At 55.8% G+C, this 20,352-nt stretch carries 17 protein-coding genes, 1 tRNA gene and 1 pseudogene; 11 read left to right on the forward strand and 8 right to left on the reverse strand.

From position 1 onward, the window contains the following. Window positions 1-72: 72 nt before the first annotated feature. The 5 genes from MUU53_RS20710 to MUU53_RS20730 all read right to left on the reverse strand — a co-directional run bounded on the left by MUU53_RS20710 (window position 73) and on the right by MUU53_RS20730 (window position 7,149). Window positions 73-840, reverse strand: a complete 768-nt coding sequence (locus MUU53_RS20710; protein ID WP_247262572.1) for a GntR family transcriptional regulator — start codon at window positions 838-840, stop codon at window positions 73-75. 511 nt (window positions 841-1,351) lie between these two features. Continuing rightward, on the reverse strand, window positions 1,352-3,067 hold the full coding sequence (locus tag MUU53_RS20715) for a methyl-accepting chemotaxis protein (protein WP_343229128.1): 1,716 nt from the start codon (window positions 3,065-3,067) through the stop codon (window positions 1,352-1,354). 138 nt (window positions 3,068-3,205) lie between these two features. Then, complete coding sequence (locus MUU53_RS20720) at window positions 3,206-4,084, reverse strand: MerR family transcriptional regulator (protein ID WP_247262573.1); 879 nt, start codon at window positions 4,082-4,084, stop codon at window positions 3,206-3,208. A 211-nt stretch (window positions 4,085-4,295) separates the two neighbouring features. After that, window positions 4,296-6,500 carry an aldehyde oxidoreductase molybdenum-binding subunit PaoC gene (gene paoC / locus MUU53_RS20725; RefSeq protein WP_247262574.1) on the reverse strand — a complete coding sequence of 735 codons (2,205 nt, stop codon included), beginning with the start codon at window positions 6,498-6,500 and terminating at the stop codon, window positions 4,296-4,298. A gap of 4 nt (window positions 6,501-6,504) precedes the next feature. Then, window positions 6,505-7,149: an FAD binding domain-containing protein gene (locus MUU53_RS20730; protein ID WP_247262575.1), complete on the reverse strand. Its 645-nt coding sequence runs from the start codon at window positions 7,147-7,149 to the stop codon at window positions 6,505-6,507. Between MUU53_RS20730 and MUU53_RS20735 the strand changes: the two genes are divergently transcribed. Next, window positions 7,144-7,241, forward strand: a tRNA-Leu gene (locus MUU53_RS20735). The genes MUU53_RS20730 and MUU53_RS20735 overlap by 6 nt on opposite strands. Window positions 7,242-7,451: 210 nt before the next feature. On the opposite strand, the gene paoA is transcribed toward MUU53_RS20735, so the two are convergent. Further along, on the reverse strand, window positions 7,452-8,087 hold the full coding sequence (gene paoA, locus MUU53_RS20740; RefSeq protein WP_247262576.1) for an aldehyde dehydrogenase iron-sulfur subunit PaoA: 636 nt from the start codon (window positions 8,085-8,087) through the stop codon (window positions 7,452-7,454). Window positions 8,088-8,843: 756 nt separating this feature from the next. On the opposite strand from paoA, the gene MUU53_RS20745 reads away from it, so the two are divergent. The 6 genes from MUU53_RS20745 (at window position 8,844) to MUU53_RS20770 (ending at window position 12,764) form a co-directional block, all read left to right on the forward strand. Next, a complete protein-coding gene (locus tag MUU53_RS20745; RefSeq protein ID WP_247262577.1) occupies window positions 8,844-9,161 on the forward strand; it encodes a BufA1 family periplasmic bufferin-type metallophore in 318 nt (105 codons plus the stop codon). Between the two features lie 28 nt (window positions 9,162-9,189). After that, window positions 9,190-10,116, forward strand: coding sequence for an MNIO family bufferin maturase (gene bufB / locus MUU53_RS20750; protein WP_247262578.1), 927 nt, complete (start codon window positions 9,190-9,192; stop codon window positions 10,114-10,116). Further along, entirely contained in the window at window positions 10,103-10,906 is an 804-nt protein-coding gene (locus MUU53_RS20755) for an HvfC/BufC N-terminal domain-containing protein (RefSeq protein WP_247262579.1), read from the forward strand. The genes bufB and MUU53_RS20755 overlap by 14 nt, the downstream gene beginning before the upstream one ends. Before the next feature lie 46 nt (window positions 10,907-10,952). Beyond that, a complete protein-coding gene (locus MUU53_RS20760) occupies window positions 10,953-11,402 on the forward strand; it encodes a DoxX family protein (RefSeq protein ID WP_247262588.1) in 450 nt (149 codons plus the stop codon). Between the two features lie 173 nt (window positions 11,403-11,575). Next, window positions 11,576-12,127: a sigma-70 family RNA polymerase sigma factor gene (locus tag MUU53_RS20765; protein WP_247262580.1), complete on the forward strand. Its 552-nt coding sequence runs from the start codon at window positions 11,576-11,578 to the stop codon at window positions 12,125-12,127. Between the two features lies 1 nt (window position 12,128). After that, the gene (locus MUU53_RS20770) at window positions 12,129-12,764 is read left to right on the forward strand and encodes an NrsF family protein (RefSeq protein WP_247262581.1); all 636 of its coding nucleotides are present in this window, start codon (window positions 12,129-12,131) and stop codon (window positions 12,762-12,764) included. Here MUU53_RS20770 and MUU53_RS20775 read toward each other — a convergent pair. After that, window positions 12,754-13,284 (reverse strand): MarR family winged helix-turn-helix transcriptional regulator, encoded by a 531-nt coding sequence (locus MUU53_RS20775; protein WP_247262582.1) that lies wholly within the window; start codon window positions 13,282-13,284, stop codon window positions 12,754-12,756. The two genes, MUU53_RS20770 and MUU53_RS20775, sit on opposite strands and share 11 nt — an antisense overlap. A gap of 183 nt (window positions 13,285-13,467) precedes the next feature. On the opposite strand from MUU53_RS20775, the gene MUU53_RS20780 reads away from it, so the two are divergent. Both MUU53_RS20780 and MUU53_RS20785 read left to right on the forward strand, forming a co-directional pair. Next, window positions 13,468-14,394 carry a dihydrodipicolinate synthase family protein gene (locus tag MUU53_RS20780; protein WP_247262583.1) on the forward strand — a complete coding sequence of 309 codons (927 nt, stop codon included), beginning with the start codon at window positions 13,468-13,470 and terminating at the stop codon, window positions 14,392-14,394. A gap of 55 nt (window positions 14,395-14,449) precedes the next feature. Then, window positions 14,450-15,604, forward strand: coding sequence for a MalY/PatB family protein (locus MUU53_RS20785; protein ID WP_247262584.1), 1,155 nt, complete (start codon window positions 14,450-14,452; stop codon window positions 15,602-15,604). 89 nt (window positions 15,605-15,693) lie between these two features. Here MUU53_RS20785 and solA read toward each other — a convergent pair whose 3' ends face one another. Beyond that, entirely contained in the window at window positions 15,694-16,833 is a 1,140-nt protein-coding gene (gene solA / locus MUU53_RS20790; RefSeq protein WP_247262585.1) for an N-methyl-L-tryptophan oxidase, read from the reverse strand. A 182-nt stretch (window positions 16,834-17,015) separates the two neighbouring features. Here solA and MUU53_RS20795 point away from each other — a divergent pair, with 182 nt between their 5' ends. Both MUU53_RS20795 and MUU53_RS20800 read left to right on the forward strand, forming a co-directional pair. Beyond that, window positions 17,016-19,259: a glycoside hydrolase family 2 protein gene (locus MUU53_RS20795; RefSeq protein ID WP_247262586.1), complete on the forward strand. Its 2,244-nt coding sequence runs from the start codon at window positions 17,016-17,018 to the stop codon at window positions 19,257-19,259. 288 nt (window positions 19,260-19,547) lie between these two features. Next, window positions 19,548-20,352 (forward strand): annotated as a pseudogene (locus MUU53_RS20800) (IS110 family transposase); the annotation flags it as partial.

The raw sequence follows: 20,352 nt of genomic DNA on the forward strand, positions 1-20,352 counted from the left end.
GATCTCCAAAATCAGCTTTGAATCCGATTTGCGCTCTTTTGGGAATCCCAATCCTTAAATCATCACCACGACCTAGTTCCCGAGAGAGAAATCCTTGCCGTCTTCTCTTTTCAGAGACACGCGATACTCGTAGCGGTCAGCGCAGTAGAAGATCTCGGCTACGTAAAACGGCGTGAGATTTGCATTGAAAAACAGCCGATTGACGAGCATCAGCGGTGCGCCAACCGGAATTTCGAGATGCTTGGCGGCGTAATCGTCGGCGAGGGTCGCGGTTAATGTCTGCTCGACCTGCTCCACTGTTGCACCAGCCTGCTGAACCAGGTCGATCATGTTCGTTGTTGCTAGATCTTGCCGCCTTAGCGGCTGGCCGATTTCAGGCAAGAGATAGGCGATGGATAGGGAATAGGGGCGCTTATCGAGAATGCGAACGCGTACCGCACGAACCAGCGGAGTTGTCGGCGAAACACCCATTTGCGCGCAAATTCGTGGCGGCGCCTCGCCAAGCTCAAGGCTGATAACTTTTAATCGTGTGCTTTGACCAACCGCATTGAGATAGCTGAACAGCCCGTTGATATTGGACACCACGGCACGATTGAGCTGGTTTTCTTTGATCCGGTCGTTGACGAACGTGCCGCGTCCGCGCGTGCGCGTAACTAGCCCTTCCGCTGTCAGCATTTCCATTGCCTTGCGGATGGTGATCCGGCTGACCGAAAAGCTCTCGGACAGTTCTGCCTCGCTTGGGACCGGAACGTCGCTAGGATAATAACCTTTGATAATCCGCTCGCGCATGACGGCATAGATGCGATGATAGAGCGGCGTTGGCGAATAGATTTCAGCCATCTAGAAAGCGGTCCGGCAAGAATAGACGTTAGTTATTGGAACGAGCATATCAAGCTTTGTAAAGAACGCCGTCACAGCCGCTTATCCTGTAGGGGACCCCGTGCATCTTCCATTGGCTCAAACCGGTTCGTTCCACTTGGGACGATGGGCGCGTGGCGTAGCCTTAAGCTACGCCCAAGCACTTCGACAAAGTGGATGGCCGGTTTCGTCCAACCCTCCCGCCGGATTGCCTTTCAATCCGGCAAGCATTTGAAGTGCCGGACACGCTTGTCGCTTTGCCTCGGCAAAGCGGCGTGGCCGGTGGGCGACATGCATTTTCGCCACTATCGGCGGCTTTCGCCTCGGACATATATCCAGATATGCCCTTCGGCAAAATCCTTGATCCTGACGAAAATCCATTGTTGCAGAATGATTCAATCAGGTCGAGCCCCGCTCTAGAATGCAAATTCTATCTGATTTTACGCAATCCGGACGTAAAGCCGGACAGCACTCCCATTTGATCCTATGTACGCTACGCGGCGCGATGATATCCTGTTCTGACATTGCTGCGTGTAGTGTTGCCTAGATCAAAGGAAGCCATCATAGAGCGTAGTGTTTGCGTCTCATTCTCCAGTGTGGCTGCAGCGGCGCTGCTTTCTTCGACCATGGCAGCGTTCTGTTGAGTCGCCTGATCCATGCTGTTCACCGCGCCATTCACCTCGGAGAGCCCCGTCGATTGCTCTTTGGCAGCGGTGGAGATTGCGACGACATGATCGTTAATTTGTACGATAAGGTCACTGATTGCCTGCAGCGCTCCGCCCGTATCACGCACAAGCTTTACGCCCGTGGCCACTTCACCAGTGGAGTTCTGAATGAGGTCCTTGATTTCCCTAGCTGCCTTGGCAGAGCGTTGCGCCAGCTCACGCACTTCCTGAGCTACGACGGCAAAACCTCGGCCTGCTTCGCCAGCCCTTGCCGCTTCGACACCCGCGTTCAACGCCAGCAGGTTTGTCTGGAATGCGATTTCATCAATAACACCAATAATACTGGAGATCTTCGATGAGGACTCTTCGATCTTGCTCATGGCATCGACCGCTTTGGCCACGACTTCGCCAGACTGTTGCGCGCTTGTTTTTGCAGTCCCTGCAACATCGCGCGCTTCCTGTGCACGTTGTGCAGATGCTCCAACGTTCGAGGTAATTTCCTCAAGTGCTGCAGCCGTTTCCTCAAGGCTTGCTGCTTGTCCTTCCGTTCGGCTTGAGAGAGCCGACACACCTTCTGAGATTTCGCGTGTACCCTGAGTGATGACCTCGATACTGCTCGAAATCTTCTGGAAGGTCTCGCAAAGCTGGCTCACCGACTGGTTCAAGTCGTGGCGCAAAAACTCGAATTCCGGGGCGAAAGGCTGAGAAAGCTTGAACGCGAAATCTCCCGAGCAAAGACGTTTCAATGCTTCACCCAGTTGACCCACTGTTTGAACGCGTGCGGTGACGTCAGTCGCAAATTTCACCACCTTCACAACCTTGCCATGGATGTCAAGAATGGGATTGTACGATGCGGAAATCGTCACTTCCTGCCCGCTTTTCGTCCAGCGTTTGAACTCAGCGGCCTGATATCGTCCTTCGCGCAACTCTTTCCAGAAATGCTTATATTCATCCGTGGCGGAAAAGCCTTGCGCGACGAAAATGCTGTGGTTTTTGCCAATGAGTTCAGCCGCGGTATATCCCATGAGCTTGAGAAAGTTCTCATTGGCTCCCATGATGTTGCCATCAACATCGAATTCGATGATAGCCTGCGACCGGCTGATGGCTGCGATCTGAGCAGCATAATCAACATTCAGAAGACGTGCCTTGGCATCCGCCCACTCGACAACAAAGCCCGCCAGCTTCTCGCGGTTCATCAACGGCGTGACGACGAGATCGAATATCAGTCCGCCAACCCGGATCGTCGCACTGTGTCGATCACGAAGACTATTCAACATATTTCGCTGGTGAGAGGGATTTTTGTGGAATACGTCTATGTTGCTGCCAATCAGCTTGTCGACACTGAAGCGGGGCAGATCCTTTTTCAGATCATTTTCTGCCTTTTTGAGCAGTTCGATGACTGAAGGATTCATGTACACGATATTGAACCCAGCATCGGCAACCATAACGTTTGCCTGTAATGCGTCGAGTGCAAAATCCTTGACAGCAGATTTCAACTTAAGAACTGACGCAATGCTCATTTCAACCCCCTCGCATTCAATCACGGTGCGCTATTTGAGGCCATTAAAATAGACAAAAATTGAGAATTCGCTAATTACTGGCAAGTATGTATATGTTCACAACTCCTATTCTAGCAAAGAATCATAGGTAAAAAATCGCATGGTCTACTGGATAGGCAATTTCTAATCAAAAACTAGATATTGGATCATATCTTCGAGCGCATTCAAGACGATTCGGCGTTCTGAGCTTGCCAGTGTCGAAGTTGATGCTCCACCGACGATCATCATCGTGTCCGGACCAGTACATTCTTCCAGACTTAGTAGATAACTGCTGAGACGCTTTGGGGAGAAGCTACTTGTACTCAGACATATGTAGCGTGCTGAATAGCGGTTGCTTAGTCGGGCAACTTCCGAAGCGGGCAAGTTTGGGCCAAGATAGAGAACGTTCCAGCCATTTCGTCTGGCCAGAATTGCAGCGCAGAGTGCGCCCAATTCATGACTGTCACCTTCTGGCGTTGTCGCCACGATCCATGGCGCTACTCTGGGCGCTGGCGACATCATGTGAAGTTTGCCAAGTAGGATGCGTTTGACGCAGGCCGTTACAAAATGCTCGTCTGCAATGGAAATCTGTTGGCCGACCCAAAGCTTTCCAAGATTTTGCATGAGATACGGGACGCTGTGGAGAATGAAGCTATCGAGGCTCTGCTGTTCGGAAAGTTGGATCAACCAGACTTCGAGCTCTTCAAGCTTTTTGGATGTTAGCAGGTCGAAGCCTATAGCCAGTCCGGCTTGGACATCGAGTTCCCTCTCAAGTCGGTAGAGATCGTCCAGCGAGTATCCAATCAGGCTACCGATGCGATAACCTGCATCACTACCTTTCTTCAGCAGGCGGAAACGCTCTGCCTGCTCGAAGGTGTAAAGACGCCTTTTTGATCCTGTCCGAGTTTGTGGCTTTAGGCCGTAGCGTCGCTCCCAAGCATGAACGACAAGCTTTGTGACACCCGCATGTAGTGTTAGCTCGCTCAAGCTCAGAAATTGATTGTCAGGATCGAGTGGCTGCACGTTGAATCAAGCTGTAAAGTGGACGAAGGCGATTATGTTCCAAGGGCTTGAGATAAAAAAGGTGCCTGCGGACCAAAGTTAAAGAAATCCCAAGCCCTCTTCGATCAAAAAAGGAAATTGACGAGGCTATCGAGTTCTGGCCATGATATTCCGCAAGCCGCGTCAATGACGGCCCAGCCGCAACACGGACTGGGCCATCGTAACGTATAAGTCATGCTACATCGGGCAGTTGGTGCAACATCTTGTCGAGGGTCAGCGGATAATGGCGCAACCGTACGCCTGTCGCATTATAGATGGCGTTTGCAATCGCTGCAGACACGCCGCAAAGACCGAGTTCGCCAACGCCCTTCGCCTTCATGGGTGACGAATAGGGATCGGCCTCCTCCATGAAGATGACTTCCTGATGCGGAATATCGGCGTGAACCGGCACCTCGTAGCCTGCCAGGTCGTGGTTGACGAAGAAGCCGCGACGCTCGTCAACAGCAAGCTCTTCCGTCAGCGCGCCGCCCACACCCATCGTCATGGCACCAATGACCTGGCTCCGGGCAGTGACCGGATTGAGAATGCGGCCAGCCGCACAGACAGCCAGCATTCGGCGAATGCGCGTTTCACCCGTAAATCTGTCAACGCCAACCTCGACAAAGTGCGCACCGAAGGTCGATTGCTGATGTGTCTCCGAGAGATCGCCCCACTCAACCCCGTCCTCGCCGGTCAGACCTTCAGTGCCGACCGCATCAGCCAGAGGCACAGCGCGGTTTCCGAGCCGCACCTGGCCATCCTCGAACACGGCATCTGCCGAATTGAAACCGAGCTTGGCGGCGATTGCTTCGCGCAACTTCACGCAAGCCGCATAAACGCCTGAGGTGGAACAGTTGGCGCCGAACTGCCCACCTGAGCCAGCGGAGACCGGGAAACGGCTGTCACCCAGATGCACAGCCACGCGGTTGATCGGAAGCCCGAGCATTTCCGCTGCGGTTTGCGCGATAATTGTATAGCTGCCCGTGCCGATGTCCGTCATGTCTGTCTCGACCGTCAGGGTACCACTTTGATCGAGCCGAACGCGTGCAGCAGATGGAAGCAGTAGGTTGTTCCTGAAGGCGGCGGCAACACCCATGCCGATCAGCATGTTACCCTCTGTGCGAGACCTAGGCTTGCCCCGATTTTTCCAGCCGAAGCGCTCAGCGCCGAGATCAAGACATCCATTGAGATTTCGCTGCGTGAATGGGCGTTCCGGATTTTCCGGGTCCATCTGGGTGTCGTTCAGCTTGCGGAAGGCGACGGGATCCATGCCGAGCTTTTCGGCCATTTCATCCATGGCGATCTCAAGGGCCATCAATCCCGGCGCCTCTCCCGGCGCACGCATGGCATTGCCTTCCGCCAGGTTCAGGGTTGCAAGCCGCATGGCCGTCATTCTGTTTTTGCCCGCGTAAAGCAGACGCGTCTGCATCACTGCTGCTTCCGGCTGACCACCAGCGAGGTCGCCCGACCAGCTTTCATGACCGATGGCGGAAATCTTGCCGTCTTTGGACGCCCCGATGCGGATGCGCTGTATGGTGGCCGGACGATGTGTAGTGTTGTTGGCCATCAAAGGACGCGGCAGCGCTACCTTGACTGGACGTCCGATTGCCTTGGCTGCGAAGGCTGCGAGAACTGCATCAGCGCGCAAGAAAAGTTTGCCACCGAAACCGCCGCCGATGAAGGGCGACATCAGCGTGATCTTTTCCTTGTCTATGCCAAGTGTTGTAGCCAGATCACCGCGCCACCAGTCGATCATCTGGCTGGAGGTCCAGAGCGTCAACTCGTCACCATCCCAGGCGGCAAGCGAAGCGTGCGGTTCCATCATCGAGTGGGACTGGTCGGGGGTCGAATACTCTTCGTCAAGCGTCACCTCCGCCGAACGGAAGGCACCGGTGAAATCCCCAACGGATGTATCCGGTTCGGAGCCGCCCGCATCTTTCGGCTTCACGGCTGATGACTTGGCCTCTTTCAGCGAGAAAGATCCAGCTTCTTCAGCATATTCGATCTTGAGAAGCGCGGCCGCGTCTCTGGCCTGTTCGAATGTTTCCGCCACGACCACTGCGACCGCCTGATGGTAGTGCTGGATTTCGCTGCCGCCGAACAGTTTGGCCGTATTGAATTTTCCCTTTTCGCGATCACCGACATCAAGGGTCGTCACCACTTTGAGAACGCCCGGCGCCCGCTGAGCCGCCTCACTATCGATGGCAAGGATATGCCCCTTGGCAATGGCGGATCCGACCGGGTACCCGTAGGCATATCGTCCGGCAGGGTCATGCCATTCATAGGCATACTTTGCCTGACCACTGACCTTCAGCTCACCGTCAATGCGGCGGATGGGCTGACCAACGACCTTCATCCGGTCGATCGGGTTCATTTCGGCTGGTTTCTCGAATTTCATCTGTTCAGCCCTTTGCTTCAGCCAGGGCTGCGCCCAGCGTACGTTCGACAAGGTCGAGCTTGTAACGGTTCTGCTCGGTTGGTCGCGCATCGGCCAATGCCGCTCTGGCCGCCTCTCTGGCACCGGCCTTAAGTCGTGCATCAGCCGCATCGACACGCCATGGCTTGTGCGCCACGCCGCCAATCGCAAAGCGGCCGGTTCCATCCGGTTGGACGACCGCCGCGACCGATACCAGCGCAAAGGCGTAGGAAGCGCGATCGCGAACTTTACGATAGACGTGTTTTCCACCAATCGGCGCGGGCAAGTTGACCGCTGTTATGAATTCACCGCGCTCGAGATTCGTTTCGATGTGCGGCGTGTCACCCGGTAGCCGATGAAAATCGGCAATCGGTATCGTCCTGCGGGTGCCGTCACCTTTAACTGTTTCAACCTTTGCATCCAACGCCCGCATTGCTATTGCCATGTCGCTCGGATGCGTTGCAATACAGGCCTCACTCGTCCCAACGACTGCATGCTGCCGTGAGAAGCCGCCAATGGCGGAACAGCCACTACCCGGTTGCCGCTTGTTGCACGGCTGGTTCGTATCGTAAAAGTAAGGACAGCGTGTGCGTTGAAGAAGGTTGCCCGCCGTTGTTGCCTTGTTGCGCAACTGGCCCGACGCACCGGCTACAAGCGCTCGGCTCAGAACCGAGTAATCGCGCCTGACGCGCTCATCGGCTGCGAGTGCCGTATTGCGCACCATTGCGCCGATGCGTAAACCGCCGTCATCCGTCGGTTCGATCTTGTCGAGACCAACGTGGTTGATGTCGATGAGATACAGGGGCGTTTCGATCTGAAGTTTCATCAGATCGAGCAGGTTCGTGCCACCTGCGATGAACCGCGCGTCCGGGTTCGAAGCGGCCATCGACGCAGCCTGTTCCACCGAAGTCGCCCGCTCGTAAGTAAAGGCTTTCATGCGCGGCTCCCTGCGACGTCTGTGATCGCTTCAACGATGTTCGAATAGGCCCCGCATCGACAGATATTGCCGCTCATTCGCTCCCGGATCTCTTCTGGCGTCGCAGTCACCTTGGCTTGCATATCCTTGGTGACATGGCTTGGGATGTTGGCCTTGATCTCTTCAAGAACCGCCACCGAGGAACAGATTTGTCCCGGTGTGCAATAACCGCACTGGAAGCCGTCATGCTTCACGAAAGCAGTCTGCATGGGGTGCAGAGCGCCTGGCTGGCCAAGACCTTCTATGGTGGTGATCTTGTCACCCTCATGCATCACGGCGAGCGAGAGACAGGAATTGATGCGCTGTCCATCGACCAGAACAGTGCACGCACCGCACTGGCCGTGATCGCAGCCCTTCTTCGTACCTGTCAGATGCAGGTGCTCGCGCAGAGCATCCAGCAACGTGGTACGGTTATCGAGTTCAAGCTTCTCGGCTTTTCCGTTAACGCTGAAAGAGACGGTTGTGGATGATTTCATTTTGGTTTCCGCAGGCTGTGCCGCCCCAACACCGGCGACTCCGGTTGCCGCGATGGTTGCGGCCGATGTTTTAAGTAGGTCGCGTCTCGAAACTTCAAGATGAACCTTTCCGGGCATGTGGGTCTCCCATTGCCGATTTCGCGGATCCAGACACAGGACCCGCCAGATACCTGCCTCATCTGGAACCGCCGTCGACAACGGTTAGACCAGGTCTGCTCAAACTAATGTGAAGCAACTTTCTGGCTGGCTCCTGATTTCCGCGCGACCCGAATGGCGAAGCGCCCGCACGGGTTTAAAGGTATAAAAGACATAATGTTATAATCTTTGGATTGACGTATTCAGCTCCGTTGTGAGACGGTCCACCAATCGAACTTGCGCTAAGCAAAGCATTGGGATGGCTCGGCCTGTGAATGATTCAGTATCGGTAATTGGAGGCGGGCTGATTGGTATCAGCTGGTCGGCTCTGTTCGTGGCCTACAGTTGGAATGTGAGTCTGTTTGAGCCAACAGAATTGATCCAATCAGATCGAACCCCGCTCTAAGTAGTTCTGTTTGTCGGAAATTCTTGAGTACGAATTGGGGGGCGATTGGTAGATCGGCTCCAATTCTTGCCAATCGCCATAAGCGAGTGCAATGGCACAAAGTTACTTTGCGACGCGCCCGTTTCGGTCTTCAACATCGTCATGGCACTTTGGGTGGGTGCCTCACTTCATTCGATTTTAAGCTCATCGGATTGAGTTGAGTCTTGTTACACTGCGCCACTGCTGAGCTTGACGATCACGCGTTCGTTATCATCCCGCCTGTAACGAATGACCTCCCGTTGCCGAATTGCCTGTGTGTCGCCCAATGCGGCACCACCAGCAACGGAGAACATATGATGTCGAAAGCCTCAATAAGCACTGTGCTGCTCGCCGGTGCAATCACCTCTGCACTATCGACGCTCGCAATCGCCGGTCCCCTTACCAAGGCGGAAGCCGACGCTGCTGTGGCGGCCAAGAAAGAAAAGTGCTTTGGCGTTTCGCTCAAGGGTCAGAACGATTGCGCAGCGGGTCCAGGCACCACCTGCCAAGGCAGTTCGACCAAGGACTTCCAGGGCAATGCATGGAAGTTCGTTCAGGGCGGCACCTGCACGTCGCTTCAGTTGCCCGGTGATCGCAAGGGCTCGCTGACGCCCTTGACACGCGACACCTGAGTTCAAGCTGGTGGGAGCGGAGGGTCGAATGACCAGAACGCATTTGATACGGCAGCAGCCTGCAGGCAAGGCTGAAACTCTCCGCTTCACACCTCATCGTGTGGCCGGGCAGGCCGGTACGAGTTTCAAGCCGGAGCATTTTGCAGCGATCCTCGAGGATCCACCACAACAGGGTTTCTTCGAGGTCCATGCCGAAAACTACATGGGTGCTGGTGGTCCCGCGCATGCGGCACTGGAAGCAATCCGGCGAGACTATCCCGTATCCATTCACGGGGTCTGCATGTCGCTGGGCGGGCCATCACCCTTGGATCCGCAGCATCTCGAGCGCTTTAGAATACTTGTCGAGCGTTACGAACCTGCGATGGTTTCCGAGCACCTGGCGTGGTCGACCCATGAAAATGTCTTCTTCAACGACCTGCTGCCACTGCCCTACAACCTGACAACACTTCTGCATGTCTGTGAGCATGTCGACCGCATGCAGTCGACGATAGGACGACGGATTCTCCTGGAAAACCCGTCAACCTATGTGGCCTTCGATCATTCGACGATCAGTGAAACCGATTTCCTCGCTGAAGTCGTCAGACGCACCGGCTGCGGGCTCCTGCTCGACATCAACAATGTCTTTGTATCCGCGGCCAATCATCGTTTCTCACCCATCACCTATCTGGAAGCCTTTCCGCTCAATGCCGTCGATGAGGTGCATCTGGCCGGCCACGCGGAGCAGGTGGACAGTGAAGGCCAACCGGTTCTGATCGACAGCCACGACGGGCCCGTCGCCGATGCGGTCTGGCAACTTTACGAGACAATCATCGCTCGCTGCGGTGCTGTTCCGACATTGATCGAATGGGATAGTGAGATCCCCGACTGGCCTGTTTTGCGCGCCGAAGCGCTTGCCGCTCAGGAAATTCTGGATCGTCATGGTGCGACAGGGCAGGTGCGTGATGCCGCAGAATAACACTGTTCAGCTCTCGCAGTCGGGTGGGGAGCAGGCATTTCTGTTTTCGTCAGGCCTTCTTGCGCCAGATTCGCCTGTTCCCAAAGACCTGCGCTCCCCGCAGGGTACAGTGCTCGCGGACCGCTACAATATCTATCGCAACAACGTCACGGTCGGTTTGATCAACGCGGTCGCTTCCATCTTCCCTGCCGTCCAGCGCATCACCGGTCCTGATTTCTTTCGCGCCATGGCACGCTTCTACATTCGCGCCAAACCGCCCTCGTCGCCGCTCCTCTTCGAATATGGCCGAGATTTTGCCGAGTTCATTGAAGCCTACGAATATGCTCAGACCATGCCATGGCTGCCGGATGTCGCACGTATCGAGCGGGCCTGGCTGGATGCCTATTATGCGGCCGATGCAGATGGGCTCGATCCTGCGCGATTGGCTGCTATCCCGCAAGAACGGGTTGGCCTGATCCGCTTCACCATGCATCCGGCCACGAGGATCGTGCGCTCTCTCCATCCTGCCGTGTCGATTTTCTCTCAAAACCGGGCTGACGGTGAAGTCTTGCCGGTGGACGACAGGCCTGAAGACGCCCTGATTACGCGCAGCGGCAATCAGGTCCAGGTCAGACTACTGGATTCCGGCGCCGCCGAATTCTTGGTTGCCTTGTCTGACGGTGCGCATCTGCAGGATGCGGCGCAGGTGGGGCTTAGCCTGAACCCCGACCTTGATCTGGCGCGGCTTATCGCCGTCATGCTTGAGGCAAACGTCTTTTCCTCCCTCGAAATGGACCATATCGATGACTGATATGACACGGACCGGAAACCGCTCGGCTGTCGACAGCCTGGGAAAAATGACTGCGGTTGCACTTTCACGCATTCAATCACTGGCTCAGCCGGATGTAGTCTCGTTCATTGTTCGACTGGGTCTCGCAATTCCGTTTTGGAAGTCCGGGATTCTGAAGTGGGATGGCTTCCTGCAACTCAGTGATACGGCGATCGACCTCTTCAGTCAGGAATTCATGCTTCATCTACCGGGCGGACCCTATCCCTATCCAATGCCCATGGTGATGGCGTTTCTGTCGGGATGCAGCGAGGTCGTCTTCTCGGCGCTCCTCGTGGTCGGTCTGGCGACACGTTTTGCATCACTCGCTCTGCTGGCCATGACGCTTATCATACAGATCACTGTTCCTGACGGATGGCCAATTCACTTGACCTGGGCGGCGATGGCGCTTTGCATCATGCGATTGGGAGCGGGCCGCATCTCCCTTGATTACCTCATCTGCCGGACCGTGAAGCCGTAGAGAAAAAGCTGGCTCACCCTGGACCATGACCGCGTATAAGATGTGTTTCGCAGTCTATCTTGAACTCTTCCCTGCTTCACAGTTGAATAGGGAACCATCAGGCCGTTCCGCAGCACTTCGAACTGCGCATCGTCTGGTGCGACGGGGTGGTGGATACCGGGTTTGAGGGGCGAATGAATCAATCGGCCCGTGAGGCGGAGTGGGGAAACTGGCTGCGTCTGGCCATGGATGGCGATGCCGCGGCCTATGATCGCTTTCTGCGGGCTGTGACGCCTTATCTGCGTTCTATGGCCCGCAAGCGTTGCAATATGCTGGGCGTATCGGCGGGTGAGGCGGAGGACGTTGTTCAAGAGGTTTTGCTGGCCGTTCATCTCAAGCGCGCTACATGGGATACGTCGCGCCCTATCGGGCCATGGCTATCGACCATCGTCCGGAACAAGATGATCGACAGCTTTCGCAAGCGCGGCAGGCATATCAGTGTACCGATCGATGACGTAATGGAAACGCTGCAGGCTGAAGATCGTCGATCAGGGCTGGAACCGGCCGACCTGGAGAAGATGCTCGCAGGATTGCGTGATCCACAACGCGAAATCGTTCGTTCCATCTCCGTGAGCGGAGATGGCATTCGGGAAACTGCGGAACGCCTCAAAATGTCAGAGGGCGCCGTGCGGGTCGCGCTGCATCGAGCACTTAAAGGGCTGGCGATGCTCTACAGGAGTGAATAGCGTGCAGACAGACGACCTCATCAAACTCATGACACAGGATGCGCGCGTCAGGCATCGCCTCAATCCCGTCTTCGTAGTCGCCGTCATCGGCGGGCTTCTGATATCCGTGCTGCTACTGATCGCTACCATCGGCCTGCGCCCCGATCTTGCGCAAGCGATACAGACCCCTCGCGTTGCATTCAAGATCGGCCTGATGTTCATTCTGGCTGCGACCTGCACTCGGATCGCCTTGATCATAGGAAAGCCGGGAGTATCGCTAAAGCCAGCTCTCGCACTTCTTGCGGTGCCGGTCCTCCTGCTTGGCGCGGGGATTGTTCTGGAGTTGAGAAGCGTTGCTTCGGGAGAATGGGGAACAAGGCTCATCGGTCAAAATTCCGGCTTTTGCCTGCTGTTCCTTCCACTTCTGTCGCTCGCTCCGCTGGCCCTTATGTTCGCTGCGCTGAAGCAGGCAGCACCTGTGAGCCCGTCACTGGCCGGTGCCGCCGCGGGGTTTGCGTCTGGTGCAATTGCTGGGTCCGTTTATGCATTGCATTGTCCTGACGACAGTCCGCTGTTTGTGGCGACGTGGTATTTCATCGGAATAACCTTGGTGGCCTTTGGTGGCTGGCTGCTCGGCGGACGGATGCTTAGGTGGTAGTTGCCGCCGGGAGTACATCAGATCCGCCGGCGGCGTGGCGGTCGACGATGCGTCGAAGGAGTGTTGCCAGCAGGTTTTTCTCGTCAGCATTGAAATGCTTAAAGACCTGTTCATTGGCTGCGTTCACGGCCGCCGAAAGTTTGACGACTGCGCATTCTCCCTCAGGGGTCAGGCAGAGCCCGACGCAGCGGCGATCTTCCGGAGGGATAACCCGCCGAACAAGATCACGTTTTTCCATCGACGCAATCAGTCTGCTCATGCTTGGCCAAGTGATTCGGTACCAGTCGGCCAGGAAGCCCTGCGCAATGCCCGGGTTGAGGGCTATGGCCTTGAGGACGATGAACTCGTTGAAACTCACGCCTGGATCGCCGTCCTTGAGCAGTTCCGATTGTTCCTCAGATGCAGCTTTGTACGCCATTTGAAGGAGAAATCCGAGCGAATGCCCAAGCTCGCCCAGGTCCAGAAACTCCGGGTTTGCTGAGAGTTCGGTAGGCGTTCCCTGCATGCGTTGTGTCGTCATCTCACTCCCATCGCGTCTATTAATTTCATATGAAATAAATAGACGCTGGATTGGGCGGAGGCAATAGGGCGCGCGGGCGCCTTGCGTTTTCGGGTGCGGCTATGCCAGAAATGCGCCGTCGCGCCAATATCGCGCAGCGCATGAATAGCCACTTTCCCGCATCTAGGCCGCAGAGGGCAGAGTATGAGCCGCATTTCCGCCGACAGCAAAGGCGTTTACATCATCGCCGTCACCCCCTTCAAGGACGATGGAGCGATCGATACCGCGAGCGTCGATCGGATGATCGATTTCTATTTCGACAAAGGCGCGGATGGCCTCACCATTCTTGGCATCATGGGGGAGGCACCGAAGCTTACACAACAGGAATCGATTGCGATCACAAAACAGGTTCTTGCTCGCTCTGCTGGACGACCCGTCATCGTCGGCGTCTCGGCACCGGGACTTGCAGCCATTGGGGAGTTGACGAAAGCCGTCATGGACCTTGGAGCGGCAGGTGTCATGGTCGCGCCACCGGGTTCCCTGCGCACGGACGACCAGATTATCGGATATTATCGCAACGTCGTTACCACGATTGGTGAGGATGTGCCTTTCGTTTTGCAGGACTTTCCTCTCGTGACGGGCGTCCAGATTTCGCCTCGAACGATCGGTGCGATCATTGAGGCGCTTCCAAGCATGGTGATGCTGAAACATGAAGATTGGCCCGGGCTCGACAAGATCAGTGAACTTCGTGCTGCGGAAGCTGCCGGTCGCCGTCGTATCTCCATTCTCTGCGGTAACGGCGGGGTGTTCTTGCCGGAAGAAATGGCGCGTGGTGCCGATGGCGCAATGACGGGCTTTGCCTTTCCGGAGATGATGGTCAATGTCTGCCAACTGGCCAGAGCAGGAAATCTTGATCGGGCACAGGACCTCTTTGATGCCTATCTTCCTCTGGCCCGTTTCGAGCAGCAACCCGGGCTCGGTCTTGCGGTGCGAAAATACGTGCTTGAGAAACGTGGCGTTATCTCTAGTCAGGCTCAGCGCCGCCCGGGTGCGGCGCTCGGTGCCAAGGCTGTGGCAGAGGTAGACAGATTGCTTTTGCGTCTGGAGAAACGCCTTGCCGAGCTGGCTTGATGCTGCTTCAACCTTACTCCCAAAGTCTCACGCGCAAAGCCAGAAACTGGAAACCATGCCTTCAATTGATTTCGACACTGTTGTTACTCGCCTCGGTACAGACGCCAAGAAATGGGGTGCCTATCCGTCGGACATATTGCCGATGTGGGTGGCGGATATGGACTTCGCCGCACCGCCATCGGTGATCGAGGCGCTTCGTCACCGCGTCGAGCACGGCGTCTTCGGCTATTGTCTGCCACAGGACAGTCTGCGGACACAGATCGTCGATGATATGCAGAAGAAATATGGTTGGACGATCAGCCCGGAAGACATCGTTTTCCTTCCTGGCGTCGAGCCAGGCTTCAACATGGCGCTCAAGTCAGAGACCAAACGAGGTGACGGGCTCCTGATCCAGACACCTGTCTACAACCCCATTCTGACCGCTCACCGACATTGGGGACTGGAAAGCATCGAGGTGCCGCTGAGAGAAAGTAACGACGGCCACTTCATGGATCCGGATGCCCTGGACGAAGGAATGGGGCGTTCAAGGGCATTTCTTTTCTGCAATCCGCATAATCCAACGGGTAAGGTTTTCACCCGCGAAGAGCTCGACCACATCGCACAATCTGCCATTCGCCATGATGTTCTGGTGATCTCCGACGAGATCCATTGTGAGCTTCTACTCGATGGCCGCCGTCATATTCCCATTGCGTCGCTCTCTGCAGAGATCGCGGATCGTACGATCACGCTCATGTCGGCGAGCAAGACCTACAACATTGCGGGGCTGAAGGCGGCGTTTGCAATCGTCACGAATCCGCAGTTGCGCCAGCGCTTCAACGCGTCCCGTGTTGGTCTGGTCGACAGCGTCAATCTCTTCGGTCTCGAAGCGGCTCATGCCGCCTATGCGTCGGCAAGCGAGTGGCGCGAGGCTCTTCTAAGCTATCTGGAAGGTAATCGGGATTACTTGCAGTCCGAGATTGCGCGGTGGTTTCCGAAAATCCGTATCGTTCCCGCGCAAAGTACCTATCTTGCCTGGCTGGATTGCAGCGCGCTGGATCTACCGGAGCCGCCGCAGGCCTTTTTCCTCAACCGCGGCAAGGTCGCATTCAGTGCCGGGTCCGACTTTGGTGCCGCCTACGGCAATTTCATTCGTCTCAACTTCGGTTGCCCCCGCTCGCTTCTGGTGGAGGGGCTTGACCGAATGACGGCTGCCCTTGAATCGCGGGTATAAGAAAACTCAGCTTTGTTTGAGGGTTGCTCGCTCGACGGGCGGGTAAGCCTCAATCTTTACAGGTTCCGCTGAACCAGGCCCCCAGACGATCAGCTCGGAAAATGACGATCAAAGGCGAATAAACCGATCGGCAGATCGGTGGTGCTCTTCTGTGCCAGATCGGCGAGAATTTCTCCGATGACGCTGGCGAACTTGAAGCCATGACCCGAGCAAGCAGAGCAGATGATAATGTCATCCGTGCCGGGCAGGAAGTCGATCAGGAAATTCTCGTTCGGCATCATCGTATAGCGACAGGTAATGGCTTTGTGCCGGAAGCTCGCGACCGTTGGTAGCCGATGGTGTGCGAATTGATCCAGAAGCGCAAAATCCTCATCGTCGACGGGTGCATTCGGCTCATCCGGATCAAGGGGCTGATTGAAATGAAGATGCCGGCCAATCTTCACGCCGTCAGATCCGATGGCTGGAAAGCCGAAGAACGCGCCACCGGGACCTTCGTCGCGGATAAAACCTGGCATTCTTCCCTGTTGTGCGTCGAGCGCCTGCTTTGGATGATACCAGGCAACCACCTGGCGGATCGGCTTTGCCTTCCCTTGTAACTGCGGAACGAGTTGGTTGATCCAGGCGCCGGTCGCGACGATGACCTTTTTCGCGAAACATCTGCCGTGGTTCGATACAACCGTGACGTCGCCATGGTCCGGATCGATGTGGGTGATTGTCTCCCCAAAATGCACTACTGCGCCTGCCGCTGCAGCCCGCTTGACCTGAAGCGAGACGGCTATCTCAGGCCTTACGAAGCCTCCCTCGGGATCAAGGACAGCCATCTCATCAGGGTCGAGCGAAAAGGCCGGGAAACGGGCCATCGTACTGGACGCATCCAGCACTTCATGGCTCAATCCGTGTAGCGCGCAGGAGGCAAGCACACCCCGAAGCAGGTCGCTATCGGGCAGTCCGATCTGGAGAACGCCAGTTACGGAAAGGACTTCTTGTTCGGATCGTTGCTCCAGTTCGCGCCACTTGGCATAGGCCCTCTGAAGAATTGGGACATAAGACGGGTCTTCGAAATAGGCGAGGCGGATCATTCGGCTGTCACCATGTGACGATCCCAGAGGATGCGCAGGGTAATGCCGTTCGAAACCGATGACCTTCAGGCCGCGTTCTGCCAGCTCCGCCAGAGCCGCGCTCCCCATGGCGCCCAGTCCGATCACTGCGACATCGAAGCTCTGACTCATAGGTTTCTCCTTGTTCGCGTTTGACCGCTATACCCGCAATCCGGGACGTATGGATGGCAAGAGGTCAGGTGATCATACAAGTGTCTTGCGCCACCCGATGCTGCTTATTATCACAATGCGCAAGGTATAAGGTCTGATCGATTCCGCTCGGACTGCCAATCGATAAATATCTGGAGGGTTTAATGCGTATGTGGGAGCGGTTCAATTCGGGCTGGACATTCAAGCACGGTTTCGACGCGGGCTGGATCGCCGAGGAGGTGAATGGCGAAAGCGTTTCGCTTCCCCATACTGCGGTAGAGCTTCCCTACAATTACTTTGATGAGAAATGCTACCAGAAAGCATTCACTTATCAGACAAGCCTTGCCTGGCGTGATGACTTCGAGGGGAGGGAAATCAGCCTGGTTTTTGACGGGGCCATGGCCGATGCCGTCGTGTTTGTGAATGGCATGGAGGTCATTTCACACAAGGATGGATATACACCTTTCGAAGCCAGGCTGACGCCCCATCTCAACAAGGGTTCAAATCTGATCACGGTCAGGGTGGATGGGTCTGAGAACCCTGAGATTCCGCCATTCGGGGGCGTCATCGATTATCTGACCTATGCAGGCATCTACCGCGATGTCTGGTTGAAGGCCACCGCTCCGGTCTCTGTCGGGCTCGTCAAGATTGAAACGCCGGATGCCTTGGCCGAGGAAAAGACAATCAAGGCACGGGTTGCCCTGTCGAACCCGCAAGGCTTGAGCATCAATGGAGAAATCGGCGTCACGCTAAAGGGGAGTGATGGTAAAACGATCGCCCGCAATCGCGTGTCCATTGCCGCGGAAACTGTCGAAATCGAGTTCTCAGGACTTCGAAATATTCAGTTGTGGGACATTGACGATCCTCGCCTCTATACGCTCGAACTTGAGCTGGATGCTCCATCCGGGCGGGATACAAGTGCTCACCGTTTCGGTTTCCGGACAGCGGAATTCACCACGGATGGCTTTAAACTCAACGGTCGAGTTGTAAAACTGCGGGGCCTGAACCGCCACCAGTCCTGGGCACATCTTGGCTATGCCATGGGCCAGCGTGGCCAGGAAAAAGACGCCGACATTCTGAAACACGATTTGCGCTGCAATATCGTGCGGACGTCACACTATCCGCAGTCGCCGTATTTCCTCAATCGCTGTGATGAAATCGGCTTGCTGGTGTTTGAAGAAATTCCCGGTTGGCAGCACATCGGCGGTGAAAGCTGGAAGGCGGAGTCCGTTCGCAACGTGCGCCGCATGATCGAACGTGACTGGAACCATCCATCCATCATCATTTGGGGCGTCCGGATCAATGAGAGCAAGGACGACCATGACTTCTACGTCGAGACAAATCGCGTGGCGAGGGAGTTGGATCCCACTCGGCAGACCGGCGGCGTACGTTACATCCCTGAAAGCGAAATGCTGGAAGACGTCTTCACGATGAATGACTTCATTCTCGGCATGGAAGAATTGCCGGAGCACAATCGCGATCGGATCATCCTGAGGGATCAACAGGAAGTCACCGGACTCGACCGCAAGGTGCCATATCTTGTGACCGAATATGGCGGGCATATGTATCCCACCAAGCGTTTCGATCAAGAACAGCGCCAACTGGAACATGTCAGCCGGCATCTTGCCATTCTCAACGCTTCAGCCGGAACGCCATCAACGTCTGGCTGCATCGGATGGTGCATGGCCGACTACAACACGCACAAGGATTTTGGATCTGGTGACCGCATCTGCTACCATGGGGTCCTCGATATCTATCGGGAACCTAAGTTCGCTGCCGCGGTCTATGCATCCCAGGGGTCGCCGAGCGACGGAGTGGTGCTTCAACCGGTCACGTTCTGGGCGCGTGGAGAGCGCAACATCGGCGGTGTCCTTCCGCTGATCGTTCTGACCAACTGTGACTATGTTGAGGTGAAGATCGGCAATGTGGCCAAGCGCATTGAGCCGGACAGAGTGACCTACCCGCATCTCGATCATCCGCCCTGCATTCTGGAACGCCATATGGTGACACCGGAAGAGTTCGGCGAATGGGGCATGACCTGGCGAGATGGTACAATCGTTGGATATCTGGATGGCGTGGCGGTGAAATCAATCTTCATGCCAGCAGATCCGGTGCCGACAAATCTCGCGATGGTTGCCGATACTGACCTGTTGGAGAGAGGTTGCAAGGATACGACGCGCGTTATCCTGCGTGCTCTTGATCAAGCCGGAAATGTAATGCCTTTCTTCAACGAACCTGTCACGCTTGCTCTTGAAGGTCCAGGCCGCCTGATTGGTGGAAGCCTCGTCAGCTTCAAGGGTGGCGTTGTCGGCGTGTATTTAGAGGCGAGTGATGGTTCAGGCGTTATCACGTTGACTGCGCATTGTAGCGGTTTCCAGTCGCAAATGATCGAGATAACCGTTTCCTGATCTTATTCGTCCACACTGTGCCAGGTAACTATCCCCATTGCTGGGATGATCATTCTACAACTAAATCTATGCTTGTCTTATGATTTCCGTGCTTCTTTGTGAGATAAAGAAGCGCCGGAGAGGACCGCCATCCTTCTCCGGCGATGGGGGACGGATCGTGGACATGCAGGCCGCCATTCTTGCGAATGCCGGGCCGAGCTAGAGTGTGATCGCCCCCATCTTTTCCCATCGTCCTGAACGGATACCTGAGCTTTGGGCTCGGATGACAAGCATGGGAGATCAGAAAAGATGACGCACACTACCATCGGCGCAGACATCTCGAAAGACCATATCGACCTCTACAGCATGCCGGACGGTCAAGCCTTGAAGGTTGCCAATGACCGCAAGGGGTTCGCCGCCATTCTCACATGGATCGGCACAAAGGATGTGGAGCGGATTGTCTATGAACCCACCGGTGCCTACCACAAGGCATTCGAGCGTTTCATGATGGTGCAGAGGTTGGTCCTCTCCAAGGTCAATCCTCGCTTTGCCAGACGTTTTGCAGAAGCGACCGGCAGGCTTGCCAAGACGGACAGGATCGATGCCGGACTGCTGCAAAGAACAGGGCAAAGAACCTGTCCAACCCACTCTTGAAGCGACACAATGCTGATAGGCTCCGGCAGATCGAACGCCAGATCAAGGCCGTGGACGACGCCATCATGGCGCTGATCGATGAGGACGCGGCCCTCAAGGCCAGGTTCGATATCCTCGTTTCAATCCCCGGCATATCTCAGGTCACGGCCTTCACACTCCTTGTCGAGATGCCGGAACTGGGCGAACTGGAGGAGAAAGCCGCCGCAGCCCTTTGCGGTCTTGCCCCCATGAGCCGCCAATCCGGACGATGGACCGGACGCGCGTTCATTGCTGGCGCAAGGGCCATCGTTCGGCAGGCACTCTACATGCCAGCGCTCGTCGCCTGCCGCTTCAACCCGGATCTCAAAACCAAATACGACCAGCTCAAAGCCGCTGGAAAAGCGCCAAAACTCGCCATAACCGCCATCATGCGAAAGCTCATCGTGCTCGCAAACGCTCTGCTACGGAAAAACAGAAAATG

The sequence above is a fragment of the Affinirhizobium lemnae genome (assembly GCF_022968395.1).
In the GTDB taxonomy this organism is placed as follows: domain Bacteria; phylum Pseudomonadota; class Alphaproteobacteria; order Rhizobiales; family Rhizobiaceae; genus Neorhizobium; species Neorhizobium lemnae.

Bases quoted from the DNA above. Each gene is read 5' to 3' on its own strand.
- MUU53_RS20710 (WP_247262572.1), bottom strand. From the start codon at position 840: ATGGCTGAAATCTATTCGCCAACGCCGCTCTATCATCGCATCTATGCC.
- paoC (WP_247262574.1), bottom strand. From the start codon at position 6,500: ATGAAATTCGAGAAACCAGCCGAAATGAACCCGATCGACCGGATGAAG.
- paoA (WP_247262576.1), bottom strand. From the start codon at position 8,087: ATGCCCGGAAAGGTTCATCTTGAAGTTTCGAGACGCGACCTACTTAAA.
- MUU53_RS20745 (WP_247262577.1), top strand. From the start codon at position 8,844: ATGATGTCGAAAGCCTCAATAAGCACTGTGCTGCTCGCCGGTGCAATC.
- bufB (WP_247262578.1), top strand. From the start codon at position 9,190: ATGACCAGAACGCATTTGATACGGCAGCAGCCTGCAGGCAAGGCTGAA.
- MUU53_RS20755 (WP_247262579.1), top strand. From the start codon at position 10,103: ATGCCGCAGAATAACACTGTTCAGCTCTCGCAGTCGGGTGGGGAGCAG.
- MUU53_RS20760 (WP_247262588.1), top strand. From the start codon at position 10,953: ATGACTGCGGTTGCACTTTCACGCATTCAATCACTGGCTCAGCCGGAT.
- MUU53_RS20765 (WP_247262580.1), top strand. From the start codon at position 11,576: ATGAATCAATCGGCCCGTGAGGCGGAGTGGGGAAACTGGCTGCGTCTG.
- MUU53_RS20775 (WP_247262582.1), bottom strand. From the start codon at position 13,284: ATGACGACACAACGCATGCAGGGAACGCCTACCGAACTCTCAGCAAAC.
- MUU53_RS20780 (WP_247262583.1), top strand. From the start codon at position 13,468: ATGAGCCGCATTTCCGCCGACAGCAAAGGCGTTTACATCATCGCCGTC.
- MUU53_RS20785 (WP_247262584.1), top strand. From the start codon at position 14,450: ATGCCTTCAATTGATTTCGACACTGTTGTTACTCGCCTCGGTACAGAC.
- solA (WP_247262585.1), bottom strand. From the start codon at position 16,833: ATGAGTCAGAGCTTCGATGTCGCAGTGATCGGACTGGGCGCCATGGGG.
- MUU53_RS20795 (WP_247262586.1), top strand. From the start codon at position 17,016: ATGCGTATGTGGGAGCGGTTCAATTCGGGCTGGACATTCAAGCACGGT.